Origin of the sequence: Streptococcus mitis, assembly GCF_946190285.1 — a bacterium.
Lineage (GTDB): Bacteria > Bacillota > Bacilli > Lactobacillales > Streptococcaceae > Streptococcus > Streptococcus mitis_CP.
In genome coordinates this window covers 75873-101903 of the sequence record NZ_CAMHZX010000003.1, presented here as the reverse complement: position 1 = coordinate 101903, position 26031 = coordinate 75873, and the positions used below count along the sequence as shown (strand labels likewise).

Genomic DNA, 26031 nt, shown 5'->3' with positions numbered 1-26031 from the left:
CTAGGATTTTTATTCATCACCAAACATCACTCTTCTAGATTATGAATTAGTCGTATCTTGACTTAGTCTTAAATAATTTCATATAATCACTTTTTGAAGGGAGTAAATAAGCAAGTCTGACAGTATCCTCAACAATTGTATATAATACGATGTAATCCTTACTCAAGGTCAATCCTCGCGTTTGGTAGTGAGGATCTAATTTCTTACCAAATTTTTCATCGGCATCAAATCCAGCTTGGGGGAAAATTTCTAACCGATTAATATCTTTTCTAATATTGGCTACTTTTCGTCTCGCAGCCTCTACAGAACCGATTTCCTCCGCTATATACTGATATATTTTATCCAGACTATCAATCACTCTAGGAGAATACAAAATCCTATATCTTTTATAATTCATAGCGTGTCACGACATCCTCATCTGTCAAGTAATTTCCAGCCTCAATCTTGGCATAACTTTCTTGAACTTCTGCTTGTAATTGTCTAAATAAATACTCCTTCTCTAATTCCTCTTCACTCAGTAAATCTACTTCATTTGTTACGGCAACATTCTTTAAAAATAATCTAAGTGCCGATGAAAGAGAGAGATTTTTTTCTTTTAACACTTCCATGGCATCATTTACTAATTCTCTATTAGCTTGGAAGGTCACAACTTTACTTGAATTTGCTATAGCCATTTTATATAATTCCTTTATATATTTTATTTATTATCTCACAATTATAAAGAAAGTCAAGAGGATTTGATTAGAAAATCCTAGTTTGGCTCAGCCAAACTAGGATTGTTTTGTCTTGAAATGATAGTAGGCGCCCAACATACCTGCTGTATTTTGGTGATGGGCAAATTCTAATCGTGTTTTTTCTGCTAGACTTGGTACCAAAGCATCTTTCAAAGCTGTGCGGATCTTGGGTTTGAGGATAGCCTCTTGTCCCATGATACCGCCACCGAGAATGACCACTTCTGGATTAGCAACGTAGCAAATATTTGCCAGACCTTTTCCTAGATATTCTACCATGCGGTCAATACCAGCCATACAGATTTTGTTTCCTTCTGTAGCTTCCTTAAAGATGCGTCGGCCATTCCACTGTTCAACTGGATCGCCATGAGCTGCTGCTACATACTCCACCAAGGCTGTCGTAGAGGCTAAGTCTTGGAAAGCTCCATCCTGCATATGCATATAACCAACTTCACAGGCTGAATTGCTAAATCCATGGAAAACTTTCCCATCCATAATCAAGCAACCCCCTATACCTGTTCCAATAGTCAAGCAAAGAGTGACACTCGCTCCCTTGCCTGAACCAGATACTGCCTCAGCCAGACCTGCACAGTTGACATCATTTTCAATCTCACAAGGAATCGCAAAGCTAGTCTCAATTTCCTTCTTGAATTGAGTTCCAGCATAGTTGGGAATCTGAGGACCAGCGTAGAAAATCTCACCCTTATCTGGATCCACCATTCCTGCAGAAGAAATAGCAACACCTGCTACTGGGCCTTTTTCTAGATAGCTGGCAACGATATCTTTGGTCTTTTGTAAGATATGAGGTCCACCCTTATGCGCCTCTGTTGGCATTTCATGCGATTCAACAAGTTGGCCTTCTTGGTCGATCAAACCATATTTGATGTTGGTTCCACCGATATCAATTGCAACGTAGTGTGTCATAAATACCTCCTTATAGATTAGAGGAAGCGCTCCTTGGTTTCACGAATCAAGGCTGCAGCTGCTTCTACAACTGGGCGATCTTCTTCGGTTACTGGTGTCAATGGTGAACGAACAGAACCAATGTTCAATCCTTCATTGATTTTCAAGACTTCTTTGATCACACCGTACATATTTCCATGTGCAGAAGTCAATTTACCTATGATTGCGTTGATAGCATACTGCAATTCACGCGCTGTTTCCAAGTCTTTATCCGCAATCAATTGGTTGAGTTTCAAGAAGAGTTCTGGCATCGCACCATAAGTACCACCGATACCAGCCTTAGCACCCATGAGGCGACCTCCTAGGAACTGTTCATCTGGACCGTTAAAGACGATATGGTCTTCTCCACCAAGACTCACAAAGGTTTGGATATCTTGAACTGGCATAGAAGAGTTCTTAACACCGATAACACGAGGATTTTTCAACATTTCTGTGTATAGACTTGGAGTCAAAGCAACTCCTGCCAATTGAGGAATGTTGTAGATAACGTAGTCTGTGTTTAGAGCTGCAGAACTGATATCGTTCCAGTATTTAGCAACTGAGTATTCTGGCAAGCGGAAGTAAATTGGTGGAATCGTTGCAATGGCATCTACACCCAAACTTTCTGCGTGGCGAGCAAGTTCCATACTATCCTTGGTATTGTTGCAAGCAACGTGAGCAATAATAGTTAATTTACCTTTGGCAACTGCCATGACTTCTTCCAAAATCAACTTGCGGTCTTCAACACTTTGGTAGATACATTCACCAGAAGAACCATTGACATAAAGACCTTGAACACCTTTATCAATGAAGTATTGAACCAAGGCACGTGTACGTTCTGGGCTTACTTCTCCTTGATCATCATAACATGCGTAGAAGGCTGGAATAACACCTTCGTATTTTTTTAAATCTGACATAGATTTTCTCCTAAGATTTCTTTTTTCTGCTAGAAGCAGGATTTATTCTTTACGTGTTTAGTATACACCTTGTAAAAACCGCTTTCAATATCTTGTGTACACTTAGATTTTAGTTTCGATATATATTTTGAAACGTTTAAGGCTTGAAAGTAGTTTCAGAAACAAGCTAAACTATTGATATTTTGCGAAAATTTTCTCCATCAATCCAGTCTGGATAAAGACCAATAGTCCAAACCCAAAAAGTAGGAAGGCTGAGCCACCTAAAAGTAGACTGAAAGCGGACAGATAAAGAACCATCACAATGAGGACAAGAATGGCTAACATGAGGAAGAACCATGGAAAGTTAAAACTTGCCAAGATAAGTCCTTTTTGCAGCACTTCTTTCCAAGTTAAATCATAGCGTGCAGCGATGGGATAGCTAGCCAACATCACGATAGTGAGGAAGATAAGAACACCTAGACAGATAACCTTCACCATTTGGAAAGGCATAGCTGTCTGATTCCAGAAGAGATAGAGATCTAGAAGGCTTAATGAGACAATGCCCAATTCAAGCAGACCTAACTGAAGACCTAGTTTCAGATTTTGCTTGAAAGCTCTTAAATAGATTTTAAAGACAGGCACACGTCTGCTCTTCTTAATCTCAAACATGGTCTCGTAGAGGCTGATTTTAGCCACTCCAATCGTCACGATGGGCAAACAAGAAACGACAAAAAGAAGATTGGCTGTGACGATATCCAAGACCTTTTCACTAAAACGCATGAGAAAGTTGTCTGTATCAAATGCTGCCTTGATAAGGCTTACTCCTTTTTGTGCCATGTTTGCTCCTCCTGATTTTTTAATCAATCAAAATTTTAAAGAGATATTTGCGAACCTTCTCTTCCATACCTGCATAGCCATTTGGCTGGTGTGGTTCTCCTGGGAAGAAAATTGCAAAATTGTGATAACCCAACAAAAGTGGGTAGTTTTCATGACAATGAACAAAGCCAATGTCACTCGCTTCGTCGAATGCTACTGCTTCATCTTTGATACGTGAACCATAGCTCGAATATTCATGTCCTGCTACCAGCAAATGCAAATCTGCATAGTTCTTATGATGCTCAAATTGATCATTTTCAGCTTGATTAAGGACATTTTCCTGAACAACTAGAAAGACCTTGTCCTCGTCAATTTCATACTTACCTAGTTCGAAAGAATCCTTACGATGTTGGTAGAGATAGTCGATAGCCTTGTCTAAATTGGGATGAATCCCCTTGTAAAAGGTAATGTTTTTCAAGTCGTCAAAAATCATACTCTTTCCTTCGTTTCTGATAGTTAACTAAAATCATAAACTAAGTTGATAAGTGTCTAACAAAACTTCATAAAGTAACTGCATACCCTCCATTTTGTAGACACTTATAACTCTATATTTCCATAGTATGCCAAGACCACTTCCGTCATCTTGATACACCAGTTTACTTTTCTTAACCTTTGACCGCTCCCATAGTAATACCCTGAGTGAAGGATTTTTGGAAGACTAGGAAGACTGTTACGATTGGCACTGCTGCAAGAGCAGCCCCTGCCATGATCAAACCATAGTTGGTTGCCATTTCGGCCTGCATAGTTGCAACCCCAAGTGAGATAGTCAAGTTTTGACGTGAAGTCAACATAACCAACTGCATGAAGTAGTCGTTCCATGTATTGATGAAGGTAAAGATTGCAAGGGCTGCAAATCCTGGTTTCACAATCGGGAAGGCTACGCTCCAGAAAGTACGAATCTCACCACAACCGTCGATTTTAGCTGATTCAAGCAACTCTGTTGGGATATTTTCACTAAATTGTTTCATGAGGAAGACCCCGAATGGCCATCCAATCAAAGGCAAGATAACTGCCCAAAGTGTATCATGGATTCCCATGAAGTTGACGATACGTACTAATGGTACAAGGACAACTTGTTTTGGAAGTGCCATGGCAGCGATAAAGATGGCAAAGAGAATACGCTGACCATAGAAACGTTTTTTAGCCAATACATAACCTGCTAGAGAAGAGGTCGCACAGACTAAGAACATGGTTACCAATGAAATAAATACAGAGTTCCACATCCACTGCAAGGCAGGGTTTTGCACCATAAGTTGTTGGAAGTTTTCCATGGTTGGCATTTTAGGGAACCATTGTGGTGGAATAACGATTGTATCAGGTTGTGACTTGAAGGCACCTGTCAAAATCCAGTAGAACGGAAAGATGAACAGCACGGTCAACAAGAGCAAGATAATAGTTGAAATAACAGTGAAAGCTGTTAAAGGTTTCTTTTGTGTAGATTGCATAGCTGTCTCCTTTCTTTAGTATTCTACGTCGTTTCCAAGTACTTTAAATTGAACAAAGCTTACGATAGCGATCATGACTGCCAAGAAGACACCGATTGTGTTGGCATAGCCGTATTCTGTCAATTGGAAGGCTTTTTCGTAAAGATAGTACATCAGTGTACTTGTTGAATAGTTTGGACCACCAGATGTCAACAACTGAATCAAGGCGAAACACTGGAATGAGTTAATTGTTGTAATAATTGCGATGTAAAGAGTTGTTGGAAGAAGGCTAGGCCATTTAATCTTCCAGAACACTTGCAATTCAGTCGCACCATCAACACGGGCAGCTTCCACCAATGAATTGTCAATATTCCCCATAGCAGCGATATAAAGGATAATCGGCTGACCAACAGATGTAGTCAAAAGGATAATCATAATCGCCATCAACGCCCAGTTTTTATCCCCCAACCAAGAAATGTTTTGGCTGATGATGTGGCTTGACTTAAGGACAAAGTTTAGAATCCCTGATAGTGGGTCATAGATCCATTTCCAAACAACTGTTACGGCAACGCTACCTGTTACAACAGGAAGGAAGAAGACGAAACGGTAGAAGGATCTGGCAATGGCATTTTGATGATAGGTTTGCGATGCTACAAAGAGCGAGAATAGAACAACAACTGGTACAGATCCAATAACCAGGATAACCGTGTTAATCAAAGACTTCATAAAGACAGGGTCTTTAAACATACGGATATAGTTGTTTAAGCCTACAAACTCAAAGTTTGTCATAGAGTAATTAAAGAAACTTGTAATGAATCCCATCACCATAGGAGCCAATACAAAGATGACAAAGAAGAACAACACTGGTGCTAGGAAAGCGTAGGAAATCACTGTTTCCCGCATACGAATTTTATTGACTTTCACAGTCGGCACCTCTCTTTCAAATAGAATAATTTTTTGACTTTCTTGAACTGTTTTAAAATCAAAATGAAATTTTTTAAGATTCGCTTATGTAAGAACTTCATTTTAATTTCGTGACAGTTCCTTACATTTCAAACAAAATCCTCCCTTTTCTTACATAGACTATGCACAGGGAAAAGGGAGGGATCAATCTGATTTAGTGCTTATTGTTTTGTAGCTTTTTTAATTGTTTCGTTAGCTTTTTCAGTGAAGGCTTTCAAAGCGTCCGCTGGTTTTTCGTCACCATTTGATACAGATTGCAACATTGGGAACCAAAGTGTTCTCATTTCAGCAAAACCATTGATAGTGTTGTAGTATGGTGAGTAGTATTTAGTCCAACCACTGATTGTTTCCATACGTTTGTCATCATAAAGTTTGCCAAATGAAGTACGAACTGGGAAGGCACCTGTACGAACAACGTCTTTTGGACCCCATTCTTTATCATCCGCGATGAATTGGATGAATTTCTTAGATGCTGCAACTTTCTTGTCGTCTTTATTGTTGAATACTGCAAATCCGTTTACAAGGTATTCAAGAGCTGGTTTACCTGAATCTGATGGGAATGGTACTTCTACCACTTCTACTTTACTTGCTTCCAAGAGTTTAGCTTGGATACCGTTTTGAGCTGGTGCCCAAAGGATTGTGTAAGATGTTTGACCGTTGGCAAAGTTTTGGATATCTGCTCCACCGTCAAATTGTGAACCGTTATTCAACAAACCGTCTTTGATCCAGCCAGCTGCTTTTTCAAGACCTTTGACGAATTTAGGATCATCAGTTGTATATTTGGTCACATCTTTATCTGTTACAGAACCTCCATAAAGGTTAGAGATGAAGGCACGTGTTCCTTGGTCTCCCCCTTGACCAGAACTGAACAATGAACCTGGTGTATATCCTTTGTCTTTAAGCGCTTTCAAAACTTTTTCAAAGTCATCAGTTGTCCAACCTTCTTTTACAAGGTTTGCAACTCCAGCTTCTTCCAACATTTTCTTGTTCATAGCCATATAGAATGGAGCTGAACTGATTGGATACATGTAAGCTTTGTCTCCAGCTTTACTTGCTTGTACGATATTTTCGTTGTTAACATCTTTGACAAATTCATCTGTGAAAATATCATTCAACTCAGCCAATTTACCATTTTTACCATATTGGATGATACGTCCTGGTGCGTCAAAGAGTACGTCTGGTGCAGTTCCAGCTTCGATAGCTGTTGTGATTTTTTCAGGCCCTGACTTGAAGTCGATGGTTTCCAATTTCACTTTTACATCTGGATTTGCTTTTTCAAACGCTTCGATGATTGATTTTTCATATGTTCCAACACCGTCACCAGTTTTTTCTTGAGTGAAGACTGGGAATGCCCACCAAGTGATTTCTGTTTTTCCGCTATCACCACCAGATTTTCCAGCATCTTTACTTCCACCAGAATTTCCACATGCAGCAAGGCCAAGAATCGCAGCACCCGCAAGTACTGTACAAGCTAGTTTTCTAAATTTCATTTGTATTCTCCTAATTGATAAGCGTATCCATATTGGATAATGAGTTCTTGTGTTTGTATACGTTTTCATTTCATCCTACGCATCCACCACTCTCCTCTGTTTTAAGATTGTGTTATTTAAGACCAGCAACGAAGCGTTCTGTAATCTCTTTTGGTCTAGTAATAGCGCCACCAACAACGATACCTCGAACTCCATATCCTAGGATTTGTTTGGCTTGTTCTGGTGTATGAATTTTCCCTTCTGCAATGACATCTACACCGGCATCACAGAGTTTTTTAATTAATTCAAAATCGGGACCATCCACTTTTGGACTGTAAGATGTGTAGCCTGATAAGGTTGTTCCGACAAAGTCAATTCCTGCTTCAACAGCTGCTAGTCCTTCTTCAAAAGTACTTGTATCAGCCATCAAGAGCTGGTTAGGATATTTCTCCTTAACCTGACGAATGAACTCTTGAATCTCCAAACCATCGTAGCGTTCACGCTTGGTACAATCCAGAGCAATCACCTCGATGTCGAGTTCTGCCAATTCATCAACTTCTTTCATCGTAGCCGTGATGAAGGGTTCTTGCGGTGGATAATCTCGTTTAATTATCCCAATGATTGGAAGGTTTGTGACCTCCTTGATTTCCTTGATATCACGAACACTGTTTGCTCGGATACCGACTGCTCCACCTTGCTCAGCCGCTTTGACCAGCAAGGGAATGACTCCTCCCGCTTCTGTATAAAGCGGTTCGTGAGGAAGGGCCTGACAAGAAACGATGATTCCATCTTTGATTTGTGCAATCAAGGCTTCTTTAGTAATCTGTGGCATCCTCTTTCCTCCTTTTCTTTGTTCTTATGAGTTTATTATATATTATTTATGAAGCGCTTTCAATACTTTGTAGTAGAATAGATTTCAGTTTCAAAAGTATTTTATAGAACAGCTGTTTCTGAAAGTAGTTTCAGAGCGGGATCTATTTTAAATCATATTTTTAAGACTGAAAAAGAGAGCTACTCTGCTCTCTCATTCATTATTTTACATACTTAAAAGGAATCTCACTACCACAGAGCCAGTTGTAGACTTGGTCATTGACAAAGACATTCATGGCTTCGTGAGCATACTCGGGCATGATGCGATAGGCCTTATCGCAGGTCAGACGGTTGTAAATCGCAAACTGGGTAATAGGGTAGCAAACATCGTCGTCCAAGCCCGTAATCATCTTGACCTCACCCTTGATACGATGTGCAAGATTTTTCACATCGATATAGGCAAGGGTCGCAATAATTTCCTCCTCGGTTTCATGGAAAGGATCGTGAAACTTGAAATAACGGAAAAGTTCGTCGTAAGCCTCACTGGTATTGCCAATCTCAAGCACTCGTCTGAAGTCTGACAAGAAAGGATAGATGGCAACAGTTTTCTCAATTCGAGGATTGAGCGCCGCCGCAACCAAGGCTAGAGCCCCTCCTTGTGAGGCACCATAGCTACAAAGACGCTTCTCATCTACCTCAGACAGACTAGCAACAATTTCGATCAACTGGTAAATGTCCAGATAAACATCCTTATAAAAAAGGTGCTCCCGACCTTCTACAGCACCACGGATGATATGACCTTTAACTGTATTTCCTAGAGGAGAACGCAAACCATCTTGTGAGTAACCCGACTGCCCCCGCACATCCATGGAAACAACACCATAACCAGCAACGGTGAAGGCCAGCATGTCAGCCCAGTCCCAGCCACGTCCCATATAACCATGGAAATGGAAGATTATTGGAACTTTATCCTCACTTTTTGGAAGAACGACGCGTGCATAGACCTTGCCTTCCTTGCTTCCTTCAAAAGTGAGCTCACAGCACTTGACTTGAGAAATATGGAAATCTCTTTCCTCCAACTGGTAGGCTGGAAGAGTAGAAATTTTTTTTACTTCCCCATCCCAGAAAGCATCAAAGTCTTCTGGAACCTCATCCCGTCCTCTATAAGTCTTGATTTCTTCTAACAAAGCTGGATTTTTCATAACATACTCCTTTTATTTTGTAATCGCTATCACCACTCTAGCATATCTAGAAAATCAATGCAAGAAAGAAGGACAAATAGAAAGAGATTTTAGATTCTTTACTTTTAGGATGATGGGCTGAAAGTAGTTTTAGAAATTAATGTGAATGCCCCAGTTGATTTGTCTACAGCTTATCTCGATATACTATAGTTTCAATGGAGATTGAATAGAGAATCACACACCAGAAAGCGAGATAACATCATAAAAGCAATAGGTACGCAAATATTACAGACAAACCGTTTAATCTTGAGAAGATTTGTGGAGAGTGATGCGGAAGCCATGTTTCAAAATTGGGCTTCGTCTGCTGAGAATCTTACCTATGTTACTTGGAATCCCCATCCTGATGTTGAGGTCACTCGAAACTCAATTCGTAATTGGGTTGCTTCCTATGCCAATCCCAACTATTACAAATGAGTCATTTACCTCAAAGAAAACCCAGAGCAAGTGATAAGAGATATCAGCATCGTTGAGAGGAATGAGGATGATTCCAGTTGTGAAATTGGCTATGTGCTAGGCAAGGCTTACTGGGGAAATGGTATGATGACAGAGGCCTTGAAAGCTGTCTTGGGCTTTTGTTTTATTCAAGCAGTTTTTCAAAAGGTCAAAGCTAGTTACGCCAGTCTTAATCCAGCTTCAGGCCGTGTGATGGAGAAGGCAGGGATGTCCTATCTAAAGACTGTTGCAAATGGGGTGGAGAGAAAAGGTCATGTTGCGGATCTCATTTATTATCAGATAAGCGTGGAATACAGATAAGCTTAACATTTATTGCTTACCCACTGTTCTTATTTTTTAAATACTATTTCATTTATCCTTTCTTTTCCGAATAAATAGATGGAGCCAGATAATCTAGTAAACCTAGATTTAAAACTATGGTATAATGAAAGGAGAAGAAATATGACTGTACGTCATCCGGGCATCAGCCCGACCAATGATTTGGTTGCTAAGAAAATCTTTAGCAATCCAGAAATCACTTGTCAATTTATTCGTGATATGCTGGACTTGCCTGCAAAAAATGTAACGATTTTGGAGGGGAGCAATATTCATGTACTACCTTCCCTGCCTTATTTAGCCCAAGATTTCTATACAAGTATAGACGTTTTGGCGGAGTTGGATAATGGCACACAGGTTATTATTGAAATTCAAGTTCATCATCAGAATTTTTTCATCAATCGCCTATGGGCCTACCTTTGCAGTCAGGTCAATCAGAATCTCGAAAAAATTCGCCAACGTGAAGGTGATACCCACCATAGCTACAAACACATCGCACCTGTTTACGCCATTGCAATTGTTGACAGCAACTACTTTCAGGATGATTTAGCCTTTCACAGTTTTAGTATGCGAGAGGATACGACAGGTGAGGTTTTGACAATTACAAACAACGGTCAGGAAAACCATCTAGTCAAGATGGCATTCTTAGAACTAAAAAAATACAGAGAAACCAGCAAGGATAGCGTTCGCAAACCGTGGTTGGAGTTTTTTGGGAATAAACCCTTTACTCAGGAACCCGAGCGAGCCATCAGCCAGGCAGACCAACTGCTAGACTACAAGAGCTGGTCCGAGGAGGACAGAAAAATGTTTAGTCAACTACGTATGCGAGAAGAACAAGCCTTGTTAGCACAGGACTATGCCTTGGAACAAGCTGAAGAAAGAGGGTTAGAGCGTGGAAAAGTTGAAGGGAGTTTGTCTATGCTATTAAATCTAGTACGTCAAGGCCTTCTGACAGCTGAGGTTGCAAGTGAACAATTAGGAATGACCGTCGCTGAGTTTGAGGCCTTGTTGTAAGACCAGCACTAATGGTCAAGAAATCATTTTGTCAAGATGGCATTTTTGTAATTAAAAAATATAGAGAAACCAGCAAAGACGAGGTTCGCAAGCCGTGGTTGGAGTTTTTGTAAATCATTAAATCAATGACAGATTTTTCCGTAATAGATGGAAGAATCTGTTTTTTTAGTTATGCTAGATGTGGCTCTGAAATAGTAAGATATAGTGTATTGAAATAAGATATGAACCAAGAAATTAGGAAAGTCAAATTATAGTTAAATGAAATAAAAACTGAACAAATTGATTGCGGAATTCAAGCTAATTTCTAGCAATGTTTTAGAAAACTCGGTGGACTATTTCGGATTCAATCTACTATAATTTCTAGAAATTTTTTAGAATCCGCAGTGTGCTATTTTAGATTCAATAAATTGTGCTTTTAGAAACGAAAAAAGAGCATTTCGCTCTTTCTTCCTTCTCTTCAATCTTATTTTTTTGCTTCTTTCTTTTGGAAAGTAGTTTGGTAATTTACTTTAATCGTTACTGTCATGTGAGAGTCCTCGTTTCTTTTTGATGACTCTAGTATAAGGGGCAAACCTGAAAGCTAGCTTAAGATTTCCTTAGAGAAAGCTTATACTCAATGAAAATCAAAGAGCAAACTAGAAAGCTAGTCGCAGGTTGCTCAAAGCACTGCTTTGAGGTTGTAGATAAGACTGACGAAGTCAGTTACATATATAATCCAAGGCAACGTTAACGTGGTTTGAATTTGATTTTCGAAGAGTATTAATCTAAATGTTCTTTCTTTTCCAGATGAAGGGCAATCATGCGCCACTCTGGATCCTCTTGCCAACCTTCGATAGAACTAATGTAGCTAGCAACCTTTCTGGCTTCTTCTAAAATCGGAAAATCTTCGATAATATCAGCCACTTGGAACTCTGGGAGACCTGACTGTCTGGTTCCAAAAATCTCACCTGAACCACGCATTTTCAAATCTTCTTCCGCAAGGACAAATCCATTGGTGGTTTCTGTCATGATGCGCATGCGGTCTTTCCCAGAATCCGTCTTGGGATTAGCAACGAGAACAGCATAGGACTGCTTGTCTCCCCGACCGACACGACCTCTGAGCTGGTGAAGTTGGCTAAGCCCGAAGCGATCGGCATCCATGATAATCATAACAGTCGCATTGGGAACATTAACCCCGACCTCGATAACTGTCGTCGAAACCAGAATATTCGTTTTTCTCTCTTTGAACTCCTGCATAATCTGGTCTTTTTCGTCACTCTTCATCTTACCATGTAGAAGAGCCACCTTTGCCTTGCCTGCAAAATGAGCTGTCAGCTCCTCTGATAAGGCAATGGCATTTTTCAAATCCAGAGCTTCTGATTCTTCAATCAAGGGAGAGATGACATAGGCTTGAGAACCTTTTTGAATTTCCCCCTCTAACCAAGTCAAGACCTGAGGTAGTTGCTCATGCTTAATCCAGCGTGTCACAATGGGTTTTCGGCCTGCTGGCATCTGGTCGATAATGGAAACATCCATATCGCCAAAGGCTGTGATGGCTAAGGTTCGTGGTATGGGAGTCGCTGTCATCATGAGTACATCTGGATTGTCCCCTTTTTCTCTCAGAACACGCCTTTGCCCTACACCAAAACGGTGCTGCTCATCGATGATAATCAAGCCCAGACGAGCATAATCCACCCCATCCTGAATCAGAGCGTGGGTTCCAATAATCAAATCAGCCTCACCCTTGGCAATTGTCTCCAAGACTTCTCTCTTTCCTGCAGCTTTCAAGGAACCTGTCAAGAGAGCCAGTTTCAAGTCTGGAAAGAGGTTCTGTAAACTCTCAAAATGCTGCTCTGCTAGAATCTCTGTTGGCACCATGAGGGCGGACTGGTAGCCAGCCGTCACTGCCGCAAACATAGCCAAGCCAGCAACTACTGTTTTTCCGCTCCCCACATCCCCTTGCAGGAGACGATTCATGTGGTGGCTCGACTTCATATCGGTTAAAATTTCCTGCAAACTCTTTTCCTGAGCTGGAGTCAAGGCAAAAGGTAGATTTTCTTTGACAGCTGTCACCTTTTCCTGAGACCAATCCAGAACCAGACCACTTCCCTGAACTCTGTTTTCAGACTTGAGCGTCTGCAATTGCATTTGGAAATAAAAGAGTTCCTCAAACTTGATACGGCGAAGGGCCTGCTTGTATTCTGCCAAATCCTTGGGGAAATGCATGGCACGGACTGCCTGACAACGGGACATAAGTTTGTATTTGTCCAGCAAAGACTGGGGAAGATTTTCCTCTATCAAGAGGTCCAGGCCCTGATCAAAGGCCGTTTTGATGACCTTGACCAGACTGGCCTGACTGATTCCCTGAGCCAGACGATAGACAGGTTGGAGGTCATCTTCCACCTGAGCTAGGACCTTCATCCCAGTCAGACTAGCCTTGGCACGATCCCATTTTCCAAATACAGCAAGAGTTGCTCCCAACTCTATCTTATCAGCTAGGTAGGGTTGGTTAAAGAAGTTCACTGCAAAAACGACTTCTCCCTGCTTGAGGCTAAAGCGCAGACGATTGCGCTTGAAACCATAGTACTGGACACTGGCAGGAGTCACGACTTGACCAGACAGGACTGCCTTTTCACCGTCTTCCAGTTCTAGGACTTGCTTGGTCTTAAAATCTTCGTAACGGAAAGGAAAGTAGAGCAAGAGGTCTTGCAAGTTTTCAATTCCTAGTTTGGCGTATTTTTCTGCTGACTTTGGTCCCACACCAGGTAAGACATGCAAGGGTTGATGTAGATTCATGCTCCACTCCTTTCTTTTTAATAATATTCTCTCGGAATGCGGTCGCTGAGAAGACAAACCACCTCATAGTTAATAGTCCCACGGTAGGTCGCTACCTGAGTAGCTGTGATCTCCTTGCCCCCGTTGGAACCAATGAGGGTGACTTTGGTTCCTAAGGGATAAAGCTTAGGCAGACGAATGGTGATTTGGTCCATCGAAACCCTGCCGACGATTGGGCAAACTTGCCCATCTACCAAGACGGAGAAATTCTGCATGTCACGTGTCCAACCATCCGCATAGCCGATTGGCACGGTCGCTATGACTTGCTCGCTATCCGCTTGATAAGTTGCTCCATAGCCCATGCAAGCTCCAGCTGAAACTGTCTTGACATGAACTAAAGCAGACTCCAGAGTCAAGGCTGGTTTCAAGTCATAAGGGAGATTTAAAACCTCTCCACTTGGATTGAGACCATACATGGCATCTCCCATACGAACCGCATTGAAAATAGTCTCTGCATGCCAAAGAGTCGTTGCAGAATTACTAGCATGAACCAGCTCTGGAAGACCTTTCATACTTTCCAAAATAGTTTTAAACCGTTCTAACTGGGCATTAAAGTAGTGATCTGATTCCTCATCTGCAGTAGCAAAGTGGGTAAAAATCCCTTCAACACGAGCACCATGTTGTTGTAGCAAGGCTTGAGCCTGCTCAGCCTCACTAGCCTCTCGAAAACCAATCCGTCCCATTCCTGAATCAATCTTGAGGTGGACTGTCAAACCTGATAGGTCTTCTTCCTGATCTAAGAGCGCTTGAATCCACTCCAGCCCAGCCACTGTCAAAATGATATCATATTCTTTAGCAAGAGAAACAGCTTCGATTTCAGAAACTCCTAAAATGAGGATTCGCTTGCTCAGTCCAGCCTGTCTGAGTTCAATGGCCTCATCAATATTGGAAACGCAAAAGCCATCAACATCATCTTGAATAGCCGTCGCAACAGCAACAGCCCCATGCCCATAGGCATTGGCCTTGACCACAGCCCACTTGAGCGTTCCTTTAGGGATATGAGCACCCATTTGCTGAATATTTTGTCGAATAGCTCCCAGATGAATCAGAGCCTTGGTTGGTCTATGTGGACTAGCTTTCATGATTTTCCTCCAAAATGACACTGGCTGTCACAAACTGATCTGTATGGCTGATAGACAGCCAAATCTTTCCTGAAAATGGTGCCTGACTAAAATAAGGCGCCCCGCGTTCATTATTCAAGACTTCCAAATCCTGAAAACCGAGCTTGCCAATGCCCGTTCCCATAGCTTTGGAAAAGGCCTCCTTAGCCGACCAGCGACCAGCTAAATATTCCATTTGTCTGCGCCCTTTGAGACTGGTGAAGCGCTCCATTTCCTTAGCTGTCAGCACGCGCTTGGCAAATCCTTCATGTCGTGTAACTGCGCTTTCTATCGAAGCCAATTCTTCGATATCAATTCCGTGTCCAACTATCATTCTCATCAAAAGGAGTTGAGATTCCCCAACTCCATCCTTTTCACTTATTTTGTCAAGGTAGCATAGATCTCTTCTACCAAAGCCTCTGTATTTTCCCAACCTAGACAAGGGTCGGTAATAGAGCAACCAAAGACCTCTGGTTGGTTTTGACGACCATCTGCTAGGTAAGATTCAATCATAAAGCCTCGAACCGTCTTTTTGATTTTCTCGTTCCAATCACGATTCTGCAAGGTCTGACGAACAATTCGAATCTGCTCCATATATTGCTTGCCAGAATTATCATGGTTGGTGTCAATGAGGATAAAGGGATTTTCAAGTCCCATGGCTTCATAGCGCTCAATAGCATTTAGCAGGGTTTCATAGTAAAAGTTAGGCTCATTTTTCCCATATTCATTGATTGCACCACGAAGGATGACGTGGGCCAAGGGATTTCCTGAAGTTTCAACTTCTTGACCATGAAAGAGGAAGGTTTGTTTGTTCTGAGCGGCATAGATACCGTTAAACATGACCCCAAGATTTCCTGAGGTTGGATTTTTCATCCCCACTGGTGCATCAATGCCTGAAGCCACAAAGCGGTGTTCTTGGTCTTCCACAGAACGAGCCCCAACAGCATGGTAGCTGACCAAATCATCTACCAAGACCAGATTTGACGGATAAAGCATCTCATCTGCCGTTGTCAAACCAGTCTCTGTAATCACGCGGTAATGCAACTGGCGAACAGCCTGCAAGCCGTTAATTAAACTTGGAGCCTTAGAGGTATCTGGTTGGTGAACCAAACCTTTATAGCCGTCTCCGTTGGTACGAGGTTTAGCAGTATAAACACGCATAACCATGAAAATTTTGTCCGCCACCTTCTTTTGCAAGGCTGATAAACGGCGAGCATATTCCAAGACAGCCTCTTCATTATCAGAAGAGCAAGGACCAATCACCAAAAGGATACGGTCATCTTCTCCTGAAATGATGTCTGCCAATTCTCTATCACGGCGCTCCTTTAGTCGTAAGGCTTCCGCAGACAATTGGGTTTCTGCCTTGATTGCTTCAATATCAATTTCTTGACCTTTTTCAATAAATGCCATCTTATTCTCCTAGCGTTTGGTAGATTTCTCTGACAAGGGCTTCTGTATTTTCCCAGCCAAGACAAGGGTCTGTGATAGACTTGCCAAATACTTCTGGTTCGTTTTGACGGCCGTCTTCTAGATAAGACTCAATCATGAAGCCACGAACATACTGCTTGATTTTTTCATTCCAATCACGGTTAATCAAGGTCTGGCGGACAATTCGAATCTGGTCCATGTATTGCTTACCAGAGTTGTCATGATTGGTATCGACGATTATAAAGGGATTTTCCAAGCCCATCTTCTCATACTGGGCAATGGTATCCATCAAATTATCATAGTAGTAGTTAGGAATATTCTTACCATACTCATTGGTCGCTCCACGAAGTATGGCGTGCGAAAGCGGGTTCCCAGTTGTTTCCACTTCTTTCCCTAGGAAAAGGAAACTTTGTTTGTTTTGAGCAGCATAAATCCCATTAAACATAACATTGAGATTTCCTGAGGTTGGATTTTTAAACCCAGTCGCGAAATCTGCCCCACTTGCAACAAAGCGGTGTTGCTGGTCTTCAACTGAACGGGCACCAACTGCCATGTAAGAAATCAAATCATCTACAAGCGGAAGATTTTCAGGATAAAGCATTTCATCAGCCGTTGTCATGCCAGTTTCCGTGATAACACGATAGTGAAGATGGCGAACAGCTTTGATTCCGTTGATGAGGCTTGGCGCTTCTGTCGCATTAGGCTGGTGAATCAAGCCCTTGTATCCATCTCCGTTGGTACGAGGTTTGGCAGTATAAACACGCATAACCATAAAGATACGGTCTGCTACTTCTTCTTGCAAAGTTGCCAAACGCTTAGCGTACTCAAGGACAGCTTCTTCATTGTCAGATGAGCATGGTCCGATTACCAAGAGAATCCGTTGGTCTTCTCCACGTATAATGGCTTCTAGCTCTTGATCGCGCTGTGATTTTCTCTCCAAAGCTTGACCTTCTAGTTTTGATAAGGCACGAACTTCTTCAATATTAATTTTAGGACTTTTTGCTGTAAATACCATAACTCATCTCCTTATAAATCAAACGGATACCAAGTAAAAATTTACTTTTCACAAGGTATCCGCCTCTAAACTATCTCATTTTATTGTCTTTTACCGTGACAGTTTTTAAACTTCTTACCAGAACCACATGGGCAAAGCTCATTCCGTCCAATCTGGCTCAAATCCAAATCTTCAGGCATATTTGCTTGGTGGGCAGCGATATTGCGAGTCGCTGTTGTACTGATATGGTGTTCTGCTTGTGGTCTTTCTTGTTCATGAATTTGTGCTTTCATCATCAAACGTGTCACATCAAACTCAATCGAACCAATCATGTCATTAAACATACGGAAACCTTCTGCCTGATACTCAACAACAGGGTTGTTCTGAGCATAGCCACGAAGTCCAACCGCGTTACGCAATTGATCAAGGGCATCGATATGATCTGTCCACTTGTTATCTACAACTCTTAGAATCAACACTTTTTGGAATTCTTTGACTGCTTCTTCATCGCGTAGTTTTGAAACCTGACTATCGTAAACTTGCAAGGCACGTTTGAAGAGCTCTTCCTTAATTGCCTTATCAGACAAGCCTGACAAGTCTTCCATAGCAATAGAATCTTCTGGAAGCAAGTTGTACTTAGCAAAGTTCAAAATTGCCTCTAGTTTTTCATCTTGTTTTGCACGCGCATGACCATCAACGACACGACCAATCGTGCGTTTGATCATTGCCTGAATTTCAGGTGCCAAGTCACGGTCTGCAGTGATGACGTCATAACGTTGAGCGTAGATAATCTCACGTTGTTCACGCATGACATCATCGTATTGAAGGACTTGTTTACGGGTATCGTAGTTATTTCCTTCGACACGTTTTTGTGCTGCTTCAACCTGACGTGTCAACATACGAGATTCAATCGCCTCTTCAGACATGTTCAAGCGTTCAAAGATTCCCTTCAAGCGTTCAGAACCAAAACGTTTCATCAAATCATCTTCAAGAGATAGGTAGAATTGTGACTCACCCGGGTCTCCTTGACGACCTGAACGTCCACGAAGCTGGTTATCGATACGACGGCTTTCATGGCGTTCTGTACCAATCACACAAAGTCCACCCAATTCTCGAACTCCTTCACCAAGCTTGATGTCAGTACCACGGCCGGCCATGTTGGTCGCGATAGTAACGGCACCACGTTGACCAGCATTCATGATGATTTGAGCTTCTTTATAGTGGTTTTTGGCATTCAAGACTTCGTGAGGAACACCAGCAGCGACCAATTTCTTAGAAATGTAATCACTAGTTTCAACCGCTACTGTACCAACCAAGACAGGCTGACCTTTTTGGTAACGAGCCTTAACATCTTCAACAACCGCCTTAAACTTAGCCTCGATACTTGCATAAAGAAGGTCTGAGTGGTCAATACGTTGAACAGGACGGTTTGTTGGGATTGGAATAACACGAATGTTGTAAATTTCACGGAATTCTTCTTCCTCAGTCTTACCTGTACCCGTCATACCAGACAATTTCTTGTACATACGGAAGAGGTTTTGGTAAGTGATTGAGGCAGATGTCTTGGTTTCATCCTGGATTGGCACACCTTCTTTAGCTTCAATGGCTTGGTGCAAGCCATCAGAATAACGACGACCTTCCATAGTACGACCTGTAAATTGGTCGACAATCAAGATTTCTTGCTCTTCGCTGACCACATAGTCAATATCGAGGAGCATGATGTAGTTAGCACGAAGAGCGTTATCGATAAAGTGAGTCAAAGCCACGTTTTCGATGTCATAGAGATTTTCAAGTTTGAAGTAGCTTTCAGCCTTGTCAATCCCTGAATCAGACAAACCAATAGTCTTAGACTGCACATCGATGATGTAGTCGTCTTTGTCCAAAGATTTCACATAGTGGTCTGCCATGTGGTATAACTGACTGGTTTCAACCGCGTTAGCACCTGATACGATCAATGGTGTACGGGCTTCGTCAATCAAGATAGAGTCAACCTCATCGACCAAGGCATAGTTGAGCGGACGTTGTACCATATTTTCAGCACGAACGACCATGTTATCACGAAGGTAGTCAAATCCGATTTCTGAGTTGGTTGAGTAAGTAATATCACACTCATATGCTTCTTTTTTCTCCATTGGAGATTTGGCAGCCAAGTTAATTCCTACTGACAAGCCAAGCCATGAGTACAATTCACCCATCTCAGTCGCGTCACGTTCTGACAGGTATTCATTGACCGTAACTACGTGAACCCCTTTGCCTGAAAGGGCATTGAGGTATACCGGCATAGTCGCAGTCAAGGTTTTCCCTTCCCCTGTACGCATCTCTGGCACGTCACCATGGTGAAGAACGATTCCCCCCATAACCTGAACCTTATATGGGAAGAGGCCTAGGACACGTTTAGCACCCTCACGGACAACCGCAAATGCTTCATAAAGCAGTGAATCAAGTGATTCTCCATTTTTATAACGTTCTTTAAATTCAACTGTTTTTGCTTTTAGTTGGTCGTCAGTCAAAGCAGCCATTTGGTCTTCGTATTTGAAAACCTTGTCAGCCATCTTTTCCAGACGACGGATTTCTCCTTTATCATTTTCGATAATTGTTTTTAAAATATTAGCCATGTTTTTCCTTACTTTAAATTCCGAATATTTTAGAATGTTCTTTTAATTTTAGCACAATTACTGATTATTTTCAAGGAAGAATCCCCATTTTGAAAAGGAAAAAGAGGCTAGTTTCCAAGCTAACCTCTCTGACTTTTATGATGCTTTAATTGCCAACAAAAATCGGCAAAATCGCAAATAGGATAAATAGATTTATCCAAAGAGAAAAACAGCAGATCAATCCAAAAACAAAGAGACTGACTTTCTTGGACAGCAAGGCCATCAAAATAGACAGAATACCAAAAACTAGCAAGACTTTCTGTATGTTGAAGAGGTCAATCTTCCCCCCCAGAATCGGACTGCCCCAAGGAAGAAAGAAGAAAGCAATCCAGATCAACAGAACTAAACCAATATAGACCTTAGAATAGCGTGTAATAAATGATTTTAGATGTTCCATAAGCTACCTCCTATCAATAAAAACCATATAAATCAATGCCTTCCACCCTTAGACTTTCCTAACTCCTTTCTTAGTCTAAGCATTTTTTTGAAACAGAAATAAGTTAACCTATTCATACCAATAGCTAGCAGAATAAAAAGAAACCAAATGCCCCAATCACTAGCATCTGATACATAATCTAGAACAAAAGGGAAAAATAAGAATGAAAAAATTGTCATATCCAAGCTAAACAGAGCTAAAAGGGAAATATAAATCCAGTAAAAATAGTATAAGATGGGGAAAATTTTACTGTTTCTGTCAGCATTGTCTATCCAATAGAAAAAATATAAACAAGGAAATAAGAGTATCAAATGAAACCAATTAAAGGACAATCTCATCATCGACACCTCCTCTTTAAAATTGTTTTCTTTAGTTTCGTTCTATTAAATGTTCTTACCAATATAAATCAATGCCTTCCACCTTTAGACTTCCCCAGTTCCCGTCTCAAGCGAAGCATTTTTTTGAAAAAGATATAGGTTAACCAAGAACTGGAAAAAGCAATGAGTAGTAATAATAGCCAAATGCCCCAAGACTTGATGTCTGCCACATTTCTCAATAGGATATTGAAAAACAGGACTGAAAAAACTGTCCAAGCAAGGCTAAAAAGAGTATAGAGGGGGATGTAAAACCAGTAAAAATAGTAAAAAATTGGGAAAAATTTACTATTTCTGTTGGCCTTTTCAATCCAGTTATCAAAATAAAAGTAAGGTGCTAAAAGTAAGAATTTAAACAAATGTTCCATCATCGACACCTCTTTTTGATAGCGTTTTCTTTACCTTCATTCTATCAAAAAAATCTGGAAATGTCATTCCAGATTCTACTTTTTTATTTACGTTTTCTTGCGATGAGATGAATCGGTGTTCCCTCAAAAACAAAGGCCTTGCGGATTTGATTTTCCAAGAAACGCAGGTAAGAAAAGTGCATGAGTTCTTCTTCGTTGACAAAGATAACAAAGGTTGGTGGTTTGGTTGCCACTTGGGTCGCGTAGAAAATCTTGAGGCGTTTACCTTTGTCTGTCGGTGTTGGGTTAATGGCAATAGCATCCATAATCACATCGTTCAAGACAGCTGATGGAATACGTGTGTTTTGACTTTCGCTGATTTGTTTGATCATCTCAGGGAGTTTGTGGAGACGTTGCTTGGTCAAAGCTGATACAAAGATAATCGGTGCGTAAGGCAGGTATTGGAACTGCTCACGGATATCTTCTTCCCAGTTTTTCATAGTGTGGTTGTCTTTTTCAAGCGTGTCCCACTTGTTGACCACGATAATCATCCCTTTACCAGCTTCATGGGCAAATCCTGCGATACGCTTATCGTATTCACGAATGCCTTCTTCCGCATTGATGACCATTAAGACCACATCTGAACGGTCAATAGCACGCATGGCACGCATAACAGAGTATTTCTCGGTATTTTCATAAACCTTACCAGACTTACGCATACCAGCCGTATCAATCATGGTAAACTCTTGACCATCTGTATCTGTAAAGTGGGTATCAATAGCGTCACGCGTTGTTCCAGCAACAGGACTAGCAATGACACGGTCTTCTCCCAAGATAGCATTGATCAAACTTGACTTTCCAACGTTTGGACGACCAATCAAGCTAAACTTAATCACATCTGGATTTTCTTCTTCATATTCATTTGGAAGATTTTCTACGATAGCATCTAGCACATCCCCTGTACCGATCCCATGGACAGATGAGATTGGCAATGGTTCACCCAAACCGAGAGCATAGAAATCATAGATATCATTTCGCATCTCAGGGTTGTCCACCTTGTTAACTGCGAGGATAACTGGTTTGTGGGTCTTATAAAGTTTACGGGCTACATATTCGTCTGCATCGGTAATTCCTTCCTTACCAGACACGACAAAGACGATAACATCGGCTTCTTCCATAGCAATTTCTGCCTGGTGCTTGATTTGTTCCATGAAAGGAGCATCGACATCATCGATTCCTCCTGTATCAATCATGCTAAAAGAGCGATTGAGCCACTCACCCGTTGCATAGATACGGTCACGTGTTACTCCTTCGACATCTTCTACAATGGAGATTCGCTCACCAGCGATCCGATTAAATAGGGTTGATTTCCCAACATTGGGACGTCCTACAATGGCAATAGTTGGTAGGGCCATAATTTCTCACTTTCTACAATAACTTCTTCTGTTCAAGATTTTTTCTAGTTGAGCTTGGTTCAGCTTGACCAAACTGTTCTGCTAGGCGCTGACTCCAGCTTGTGGTCGCACGCGCCCCAGCATAGTTCGCCTGTACACGGTCATAAGCCTCGATCACATCAACGGTTTGTTCCTGATATTCTTCCTCAAATACCACTTGATTCAATGGCAAGCGAGGTTTGACTTCATGCTCTTCATTTGGTAAACCTAGTGCCATCCCAAAGACAGGATAGGTGTAGTCAGGCAGGTTAAAAAGCTCTGCCACTTCTTCTGACTTGTAACGCACCAAACCAATAATGACACCACCATAGCCCAAACTTTCAGCTGCTAGTAAAGCATTTTGTCCAGCAAGAGCCGCATCTACCGAACTAATCAAGAGACCTTCCACCCCTTGAGGTTGGAATGTATCGGTATGAAATCGTGCTCCCTTTTCCGCTCGGTTCAAATCTCCGACAAAGAGAAGGAAAACAGCTGACTGGCGAATAGCTTCTTGAGGCACCAATTCATACAAGGCATCCTTCTTTTCTTGACTTCGCACTACAATCACAGAGTAGGATTGGAAATTCTTCCAAGACGAGGCCATCTGGGCTGCTGTCAGGATTTCAGTCAAGTCTTCCTGAGGAAGGGCTTGCTCCTTAAATCTTCGAACAGACTTATGAGCTTTCATCAGTTTAATCGTTTCTGTCATCGACGGTTCACTCCTTCTAAACGAGTCTCCTCAGCCAAATAACGGATTCGTTCCATGACCCGTCTGGCTTCCCAGGTTTCGTCATTTCCATGTTTCCCTTTAGCAAAATGCAGCTCCAATTCTTCAAAGTTGAAGTTGGATGTGAAAAAGGTCGGTAAATTTTCCTGCATCCGATATTGGAGAATGACTTGCAGGATTTCATCCCGCACCCAAGCTGTTGATTGCTCGGCACCAATATCATCTAAAATCAGGACTTCAGAAAGCTTAATCTCATCCACCAAGGTCTTGACATTGCCATCACTGATGGCATTTTTTGCATCAATGACAAAGCTAGGATAGTGGAGGAGAGTTGATGAAACACCGCGTTTTTCTGATAAATCATGAGCCAAGGCAGCCACCATGAAACTTTTACCCACACCAAAGTCTCCATATAGGTAAAGACCTTTTCGAATAGCTGGATATTGCTCCACGAAGGCTAGTAGCTTTTCAAAAACTGGCAAGCGCCCCAAATCATCCAAGTCCACTTGAGCTAAACTAGCTTTTTTGAGACTGGCTGGCAGATTGATTAACTTGAGACGATTCTTAATAGCCGCTTCTTTTTCCGCTGCGATTAGTTCAGGAGTTTCTTCGTAAGAAACATCCGCATAGCCATGATTCATAACCAAAATCGGCTTGTAGCCTTTGGCAATATAATCTGTATCTCCACGGAGAAACTTATCGCGCTCGGTGATGTACTGATTAAATTTGGAGATACTGCGATTCAATTCCTCTGGAGTAAGGGATTCTTGCTGGATAAAGGCCGCAACATCAGGATCCTTCATGATTTTCTGGACCAAATCTTGATAATGAAAACGGCTAGGTTGACGTTTGAGTACGTCTCCGACACTTTCCATCTAATCTCCTCCTTTTTCTAATCGAGCTAATAGTTCTTGTTTCTTACGTTCTAGTTCCAGACGAGTTTCCTCGCTGGTTTCATTTTTATAATCTGGATTACTCCACTTGGGTACATTGGACTTGGTAGGACTGAGTTTACTGCTTTTTTGAGCCTGGCTCTTCTGTCCTCGCTCACGGATCCGAAGAACTGCCTCTTCTGCCGAATGAATCTTTTGATAGGCGTAATCATTGGCTACCTTCATGGCATATTTCTCATTGATATTTGCCGAATCTACTTTATTAAAGGTCAACAAGAGAATGATATTGATGACTTCGTCCAGTAAGCCCAAGCCAGCCATCTGTTGCAAGAGTTCTCTTTCTGTTTGGGTAATGGTCCCCTTGCGTGTTTGCTTGATTTCTGCCAAGAACTGCAAGGCCGTTTTACTTTTGGCTTCTTTGATAATGGTCGTTTCCTTAGGACTAAAGTCAGAGGAAATCGGTTTTTGAGCAATTTTTTCTCGCATACGCTTGGTTGAAATAACCTGGGAAACAGCTGTTGACTTGGCCAATTGATAGGTTTCAAACCAAGTCCATTTCTTCTCCTCAGCAATGGCAAAGAGGTTTAAGACATCGGACTGCTCATCCGCAAAACGAAGCCCATCTCTAGCCATAAGCTGACGAAAATGGTCCAAGTCAAAATCGTTGGCCACTTTCTTCTTGAGACCAAGGTCTTCTTGACTTCCTAGTTCTGCCAAATCTGGAAAGACTTGATTGAGTGAGACAGGTATTTCTTCTCCCTCAGCACTCTCAACTTTCAAATCCTCCACAGCTGCATCGCCAATCTTTTTCTCCAAAAGTCTGCGATAAACAGGATGCTTCAAGAAGTCTTGACTAGATAGAGGAGCATGGAGGGCTAGCTGATAAACATCCCCCTTTTGGTAGAGAGTCAAGAGATTGAAAGCAGATAGGATTTTCAAGGATTTTAAAAGTCTGTCCATCCCAAAGTTGAGATGGTTAAGAATGCTTGAAAAAAGATATTCCTTTCTACCATTATCCCAAAAACTGATTGTATAAAGATAAAGGCTCAGTGCCTCCTGACCGATAATCGGGAGGTAGCACTGTACCAGAGATGAGGTATCTTGCGACACCCGATTATTCTTTAAATAAGAAAAACGGTCAATTGGCTTCATTTATCTTTCCTTTTTCTTTTTAGAGGACTGGGTGATTTGTTGGAGCAGGCTCTCTAGCTCACTGACATCCTTAAAACTACGATAGACACTGGCAAAACGCACATAGGTAATCTCGTCCAACTCAGCCAACTCCTCCATGACGAGTGAACCAATGTCCTCACTTTGAATTTCATTTTCATTTCGACCACGGAGTTTCTGTTCGATACGATTGACTACCATGTTGATTTCATCACTTGACACAGGACGTTTCTGGGCTGAGCGGATAATTCCATTAAAGATTTTATCTCTGGAGAATTGTTCCCGTGTGCCATCTTTTTTAACAACCACTAAGGTTCTTTCTTCTACCCGTTCATAGGTTGTAAAACGGTGCTGGCATTCATCGCACTCACGTCTTCTACGAATGGTGTTCCCTTCTTCTGCTTGGCGACTATCGATAACACTTGACTTTGTAGCCCCACATTTTGGACAACGCATCCTTTCCCTCCTTATCGTTTTCTTTTCATTATACCATTTTTTAAACGATTCCCAAAACAATTCTTCTTTTT

General features: G+C 41.6%; 26 protein-coding genes and 1 pseudogene. 2 read left to right on the top strand and 25 right to left on the bottom strand.

The window, feature by feature from the left end; translation table 11 throughout:
* Nucleotides 1–46: 46 nt before the first annotated feature.
* The 11 genes from N8L39_RS05770 to N8L39_RS05720 all read right to left on the bottom strand — a co-directional run bounded on the left by N8L39_RS05770 (nucleotide 47) and on the right by N8L39_RS05720 (nucleotide 9313).
* Nucleotides 47–397, bottom strand: coding sequence for a type II toxin-antitoxin system RelE/ParE family toxin (locus tag N8L39_RS05770; RefSeq protein ID WP_020903256.1), 351 nt, complete (start codon nucleotides 395–397; stop codon nucleotides 47–49).
* Nucleotides 387–674, bottom strand: coding sequence for a type II toxin-antitoxin system RelB/ParD family antitoxin (gene relB / locus N8L39_RS05765; RefSeq protein WP_020903255.1), 288 nt, complete (start codon nucleotides 672–674; stop codon nucleotides 387–389). Before relB ends, N8L39_RS05770 begins: the two co-directional genes overlap by 11 nt.
* Before the next feature lie 96 nt (nucleotides 675–770).
* Complete coding sequence (locus N8L39_RS05760) at nucleotides 771–1655, bottom strand: ROK family protein (RefSeq protein WP_261010350.1); 885 nt, start codon at nucleotides 1653–1655, stop codon at nucleotides 771–773.
* A gap of 17 nt (nucleotides 1656–1672) precedes the next feature.
* Nucleotides 1673–2590: a dihydrodipicolinate synthase family protein gene (locus tag N8L39_RS05755; RefSeq protein ID WP_261010351.1), complete on the bottom strand. Its 918-nt coding sequence runs from the start codon at nucleotides 2588–2590 to the stop codon at nucleotides 1673–1675.
* Nucleotides 2591–2761: 171 nt separating this feature from the next.
* The gene (locus N8L39_RS05750; protein WP_261010352.1) at nucleotides 2762–3406 is read right to left on the bottom strand and encodes a YesL family protein; all 645 of its coding nucleotides are present in this window, start codon (nucleotides 3404–3406) and stop codon (nucleotides 2762–2764) included.
* 19 nt (nucleotides 3407–3425) lie between these two features.
* Nucleotides 3426–3878: a NanQ anomerase/TabA/YiaL family protein gene (locus N8L39_RS05745; RefSeq protein WP_261010353.1), complete on the bottom strand. Its 453-nt coding sequence runs from the start codon at nucleotides 3876–3878 to the stop codon at nucleotides 3426–3428.
* A 172-nt stretch (nucleotides 3879–4050) separates the two neighbouring features.
* Entirely contained in the window at nucleotides 4051–4890 is an 840-nt protein-coding gene (locus N8L39_RS05740; protein ID WP_001192120.1) for a carbohydrate ABC transporter permease, read from the bottom strand.
* A gap of 15 nt (nucleotides 4891–4905) precedes the next feature.
* The gene (locus N8L39_RS05735; RefSeq protein ID WP_261010414.1) at nucleotides 4906–5772 is read right to left on the bottom strand and encodes a carbohydrate ABC transporter permease; all 867 of its coding nucleotides are present in this window, start codon (nucleotides 5770–5772) and stop codon (nucleotides 4906–4908) included.
* Nucleotides 5773–5993: 221 nt separating this feature from the next.
* A complete protein-coding gene (locus N8L39_RS05730; RefSeq protein WP_261010354.1) occupies nucleotides 5994–7322 on the bottom strand; it encodes an ABC transporter substrate-binding protein in 1329 nt (442 codons plus the stop codon).
* Nucleotides 7323–7434: 112 nt separating this feature from the next.
* A complete protein-coding gene (locus N8L39_RS05725; RefSeq protein ID WP_001135679.1) occupies nucleotides 7435–8133 on the bottom strand; it encodes an N-acetylmannosamine-6-phosphate 2-epimerase in 699 nt (232 codons plus the stop codon).
* A gap of 199 nt (nucleotides 8134–8332) precedes the next feature.
* Nucleotides 8333–9313 carry an acetylxylan esterase gene (locus N8L39_RS05720; RefSeq protein WP_261010355.1) on the bottom strand — a complete coding sequence of 327 codons (981 nt, stop codon included), beginning with the start codon at nucleotides 9311–9313 and terminating at the stop codon, nucleotides 8333–8335.
* Between the two features lie 240 nt (nucleotides 9314–9553).
* Between N8L39_RS05720 and N8L39_RS05715 the strand changes: the two are divergent.
* Both N8L39_RS05715 and N8L39_RS05710 read left to right on the top strand, forming a co-directional pair.
* Nucleotides 9554–10105, top strand: a pseudogene (locus tag N8L39_RS05715) (GNAT family N-acetyltransferase).
* Between the two features lie 141 nt (nucleotides 10106–10246).
* On the top strand, nucleotides 10247–11134 hold the full coding sequence (locus N8L39_RS05710; protein ID WP_261010356.1) for an Rpn family recombination-promoting nuclease/putative transposase: 888 nt from the start codon (nucleotides 10247–10249) through the stop codon (nucleotides 11132–11134).
* A 759-nt stretch (nucleotides 11135–11893) separates the two neighbouring features.
* Here the strand turns inward: N8L39_RS05710 and recG are convergent.
* The 14 genes from recG to nrdR all read right to left on the bottom strand — a co-directional run bounded on the left by recG (nucleotide 11894) and on the right by nrdR (nucleotide 25960).
* Nucleotides 11894–13936 (bottom strand): ATP-dependent DNA helicase RecG, encoded by a 2043-nt coding sequence (gene recG, locus N8L39_RS05705; protein ID WP_261010415.1) that lies wholly within the window; start codon nucleotides 13934–13936, stop codon nucleotides 11894–11896.
* On the bottom strand, nucleotides 13927–15030 hold the full coding sequence (gene alr, locus N8L39_RS05700) for an alanine racemase (RefSeq protein ID WP_261010357.1): 1104 nt from the start codon (nucleotides 15028–15030) through the stop codon (nucleotides 13927–13929). Before alr ends, recG begins: the two co-directional genes overlap by 10 nt.
* A complete protein-coding gene (acpS, locus tag N8L39_RS05695) occupies nucleotides 15020–15382 on the bottom strand; it encodes a holo-ACP synthase (RefSeq protein ID WP_261010416.1) in 363 nt (120 codons plus the stop codon). Before acpS ends, alr begins: the two co-directional genes overlap by 11 nt.
* 44 nt (nucleotides 15383–15426) lie before the next feature.
* Nucleotides 15427–16458: a 3-deoxy-7-phosphoheptulonate synthase gene (locus N8L39_RS05690; RefSeq protein ID WP_261010358.1), complete on the bottom strand. Its 1032-nt coding sequence runs from the start codon at nucleotides 16456–16458 to the stop codon at nucleotides 15427–15429.
* 1 nt (nucleotide 16459) lies between these two features.
* The gene (locus N8L39_RS05685) at nucleotides 16460–17491 is read right to left on the bottom strand and encodes a 3-deoxy-7-phosphoheptulonate synthase (protein WP_261010359.1); all 1032 of its coding nucleotides are present in this window, start codon (nucleotides 17489–17491) and stop codon (nucleotides 16460–16462) included.
* 80 nt (nucleotides 17492–17571) lie between these two features.
* Nucleotides 17572–20085: a preprotein translocase subunit SecA gene (gene secA, locus N8L39_RS05680; RefSeq protein WP_261010360.1), complete on the bottom strand. Its 2514-nt coding sequence runs from the start codon at nucleotides 20083–20085 to the stop codon at nucleotides 17572–17574.
* A gap of 145 nt (nucleotides 20086–20230) precedes the next feature.
* The gene (locus N8L39_RS05675; protein WP_261010361.1) at nucleotides 20231–20521 is read right to left on the bottom strand and encodes a hypothetical protein; all 291 of its coding nucleotides are present in this window, start codon (nucleotides 20519–20521) and stop codon (nucleotides 20231–20233) included.
* 32 nt (nucleotides 20522–20553) lie between these two features.
* Nucleotides 20554–20901, bottom strand: a complete 348-nt coding sequence (locus N8L39_RS05670) for a hypothetical protein (RefSeq protein ID WP_261010362.1) — start codon at nucleotides 20899–20901, stop codon at nucleotides 20554–20556.
* A 65-nt stretch (nucleotides 20902–20966) separates the two neighbouring features.
* Complete coding sequence (locus N8L39_RS05665; protein ID WP_261010363.1) at nucleotides 20967–21305, bottom strand: hypothetical protein; 339 nt, start codon at nucleotides 21303–21305, stop codon at nucleotides 20967–20969.
* 80 nt (nucleotides 21306–21385) lie between these two features.
* Entirely contained in the window at nucleotides 21386–22696 is a 1311-nt protein-coding gene (gene der / locus N8L39_RS05660) for a ribosome biogenesis GTPase Der (protein ID WP_001207696.1), read from the bottom strand.
* Nucleotides 22697–22709: 13 nt separating this feature from the next.
* Nucleotides 22710–23423 carry an NADPH-dependent oxidoreductase gene (locus tag N8L39_RS05655; RefSeq protein WP_261010364.1) on the bottom strand — a complete coding sequence of 238 codons (714 nt, stop codon included), beginning with the start codon at nucleotides 23421–23423 and terminating at the stop codon, nucleotides 22710–22712.
* Entirely contained in the window at nucleotides 23420–24316 is an 897-nt protein-coding gene (gene dnaI, locus N8L39_RS05650) for a primosomal protein DnaI (protein ID WP_173267197.1), read from the bottom strand. The genes N8L39_RS05655 and dnaI overlap by 4 nt, the downstream gene beginning before the upstream one ends.
* Complete coding sequence (locus N8L39_RS05645) at nucleotides 24317–25486, bottom strand: DnaD domain protein (RefSeq protein WP_261010365.1); 1170 nt, start codon at nucleotides 25484–25486, stop codon at nucleotides 24317–24319.
* Nucleotides 25487–25960, bottom strand: coding sequence for a transcriptional regulator NrdR (gene nrdR, locus N8L39_RS05640; protein ID WP_001203672.1), 474 nt, complete (start codon nucleotides 25958–25960; stop codon nucleotides 25487–25489).
* Between the last annotated feature and the right edge of the window lie 71 nt (nucleotides 25961–26031).

Coding starts and splice junctions, on each gene's coding strand:
- N8L39_RS05770 (WP_020903256.1), bottom strand. CDS start 397: ATGAATTATAAAAGATATAGGATTTTGTATTCTCCTAGAGTGATTGAT.
- relB (WP_020903255.1), bottom strand. CDS start 674: ATGGCTATAGCAAATTCAAGTAAAGTTGTGACCTTCCAAGCTAATAGA.
- N8L39_RS05760 (WP_261010350.1), bottom strand. CDS start 1,655: ATGACACACTACGTTGCAATTGATATCGGTGGAACCAACATCAAATAT.
- N8L39_RS05755 (WP_261010351.1), bottom strand. CDS start 2,590: ATGTCAGATTTAAAAAAATACGAAGGTGTTATTCCAGCCTTCTACGCA.
- N8L39_RS05750 (WP_261010352.1), bottom strand. CDS start 3,406: ATGGCACAAAAAGGAGTAAGCCTTATCAAGGCAGCATTTGATACAGAC.
- N8L39_RS05745 (WP_261010353.1), bottom strand. CDS start 3,878: ATGATTTTTGACGACTTGAAAAACATTACCTTTTACAAGGGGATTCAT.
- N8L39_RS05740 (WP_001192120.1), bottom strand. CDS start 4,890: ATGCAATCTACACAAAAGAAACCTTTAACAGCTTTCACTGTTATTTCA.
- N8L39_RS05735 (WP_261010414.1), bottom strand. CDS start 5,772: ATGCGGGAAACAGTGATTTCCTACGCTTTCCTAGCACCAGTGTTGTTC.
- N8L39_RS05730 (WP_261010354.1), bottom strand. CDS start 7,322: ATGAAATTTAGAAAACTAGCTTGTACAGTACTTGCGGGTGCTGCGATT.
- N8L39_RS05725 (WP_001135679.1), bottom strand. CDS start 8,133: ATGCCACAGATTACTAAAGAAGCCTTGATTGCACAAATCAAAGATGGA.
- N8L39_RS05720 (WP_261010355.1), bottom strand. CDS start 9,313: ATGAAAAATCCAGCTTTGTTAGAAGAAATCAAGACTTATAGAGGACGG.
- N8L39_RS05710 (WP_261010356.1), top strand. CDS start 10,247: ATGACTGTACGTCATCCGGGCATCAGCCCGACCAATGATTTGGTTGCT.
- alr (WP_261010357.1), bottom strand. CDS start 15,030: ATGAAAGCTAGTCCACATAGACCAACCAAGGCTCTGATTCATCTGGGA.
- acpS (WP_261010416.1), bottom strand. CDS start 15,382: ATGATAGTTGGACACGGAATTGATATCGAAGAATTGGCTTCGATAGAA.
- N8L39_RS05690 (WP_261010358.1), bottom strand. CDS start 16,458: ATGGCATTTATTGAAAAAGGTCAAGAAATTGATATTGAAGCAATCAAG.
- N8L39_RS05685 (WP_261010359.1), bottom strand. CDS start 17,491: ATGGTATTTACAGCAAAAAGTCCTAAAATTAATATTGAAGAAGTTCGT.
- secA (WP_261010360.1), bottom strand. CDS start 20,085: ATGGCTAATATTTTAAAAACAATTATCGAAAATGATAAAGGAGAAATC.
- N8L39_RS05675 (WP_261010361.1), bottom strand. CDS start 20,521: ATGGAACATCTAAAATCATTTATTACACGCTATTCTAAGGTCTATATT.
- N8L39_RS05670 (WP_261010362.1), bottom strand. CDS start 20,901: ATGATGAGATTGTCCTTTAATTGGTTTCATTTGATACTCTTATTTCCT.
- N8L39_RS05665 (WP_261010363.1), bottom strand. CDS start 21,305: ATGATGGAACATTTGTTTAAATTCTTACTTTTAGCACCTTACTTTTAT.
- der (WP_001207696.1), bottom strand. CDS start 22,696: ATGGCCCTACCAACTATTGCCATTGTAGGACGTCCCAATGTTGGGAAA.
- N8L39_RS05655 (WP_261010364.1), bottom strand. CDS start 23,423: ATGACAGAAACGATTAAACTGATGAAAGCTCATAAGTCTGTTCGAAGA.
- dnaI (WP_173267197.1), bottom strand. CDS start 24,316: ATGGAAAGTGTCGGAGACGTACTCAAACGTCAACCTAGCCGTTTTCAT.
- N8L39_RS05645 (WP_261010365.1), bottom strand. CDS start 25,486: ATGAAGCCAATTGACCGTTTTTCTTATTTAAAGAATAATCGGGTGTCG.
- nrdR (WP_001203672.1), bottom strand. CDS start 25,960: ATGCGTTGTCCAAAATGTGGGGCTACAAAGTCAAGTGTTATCGATAGT.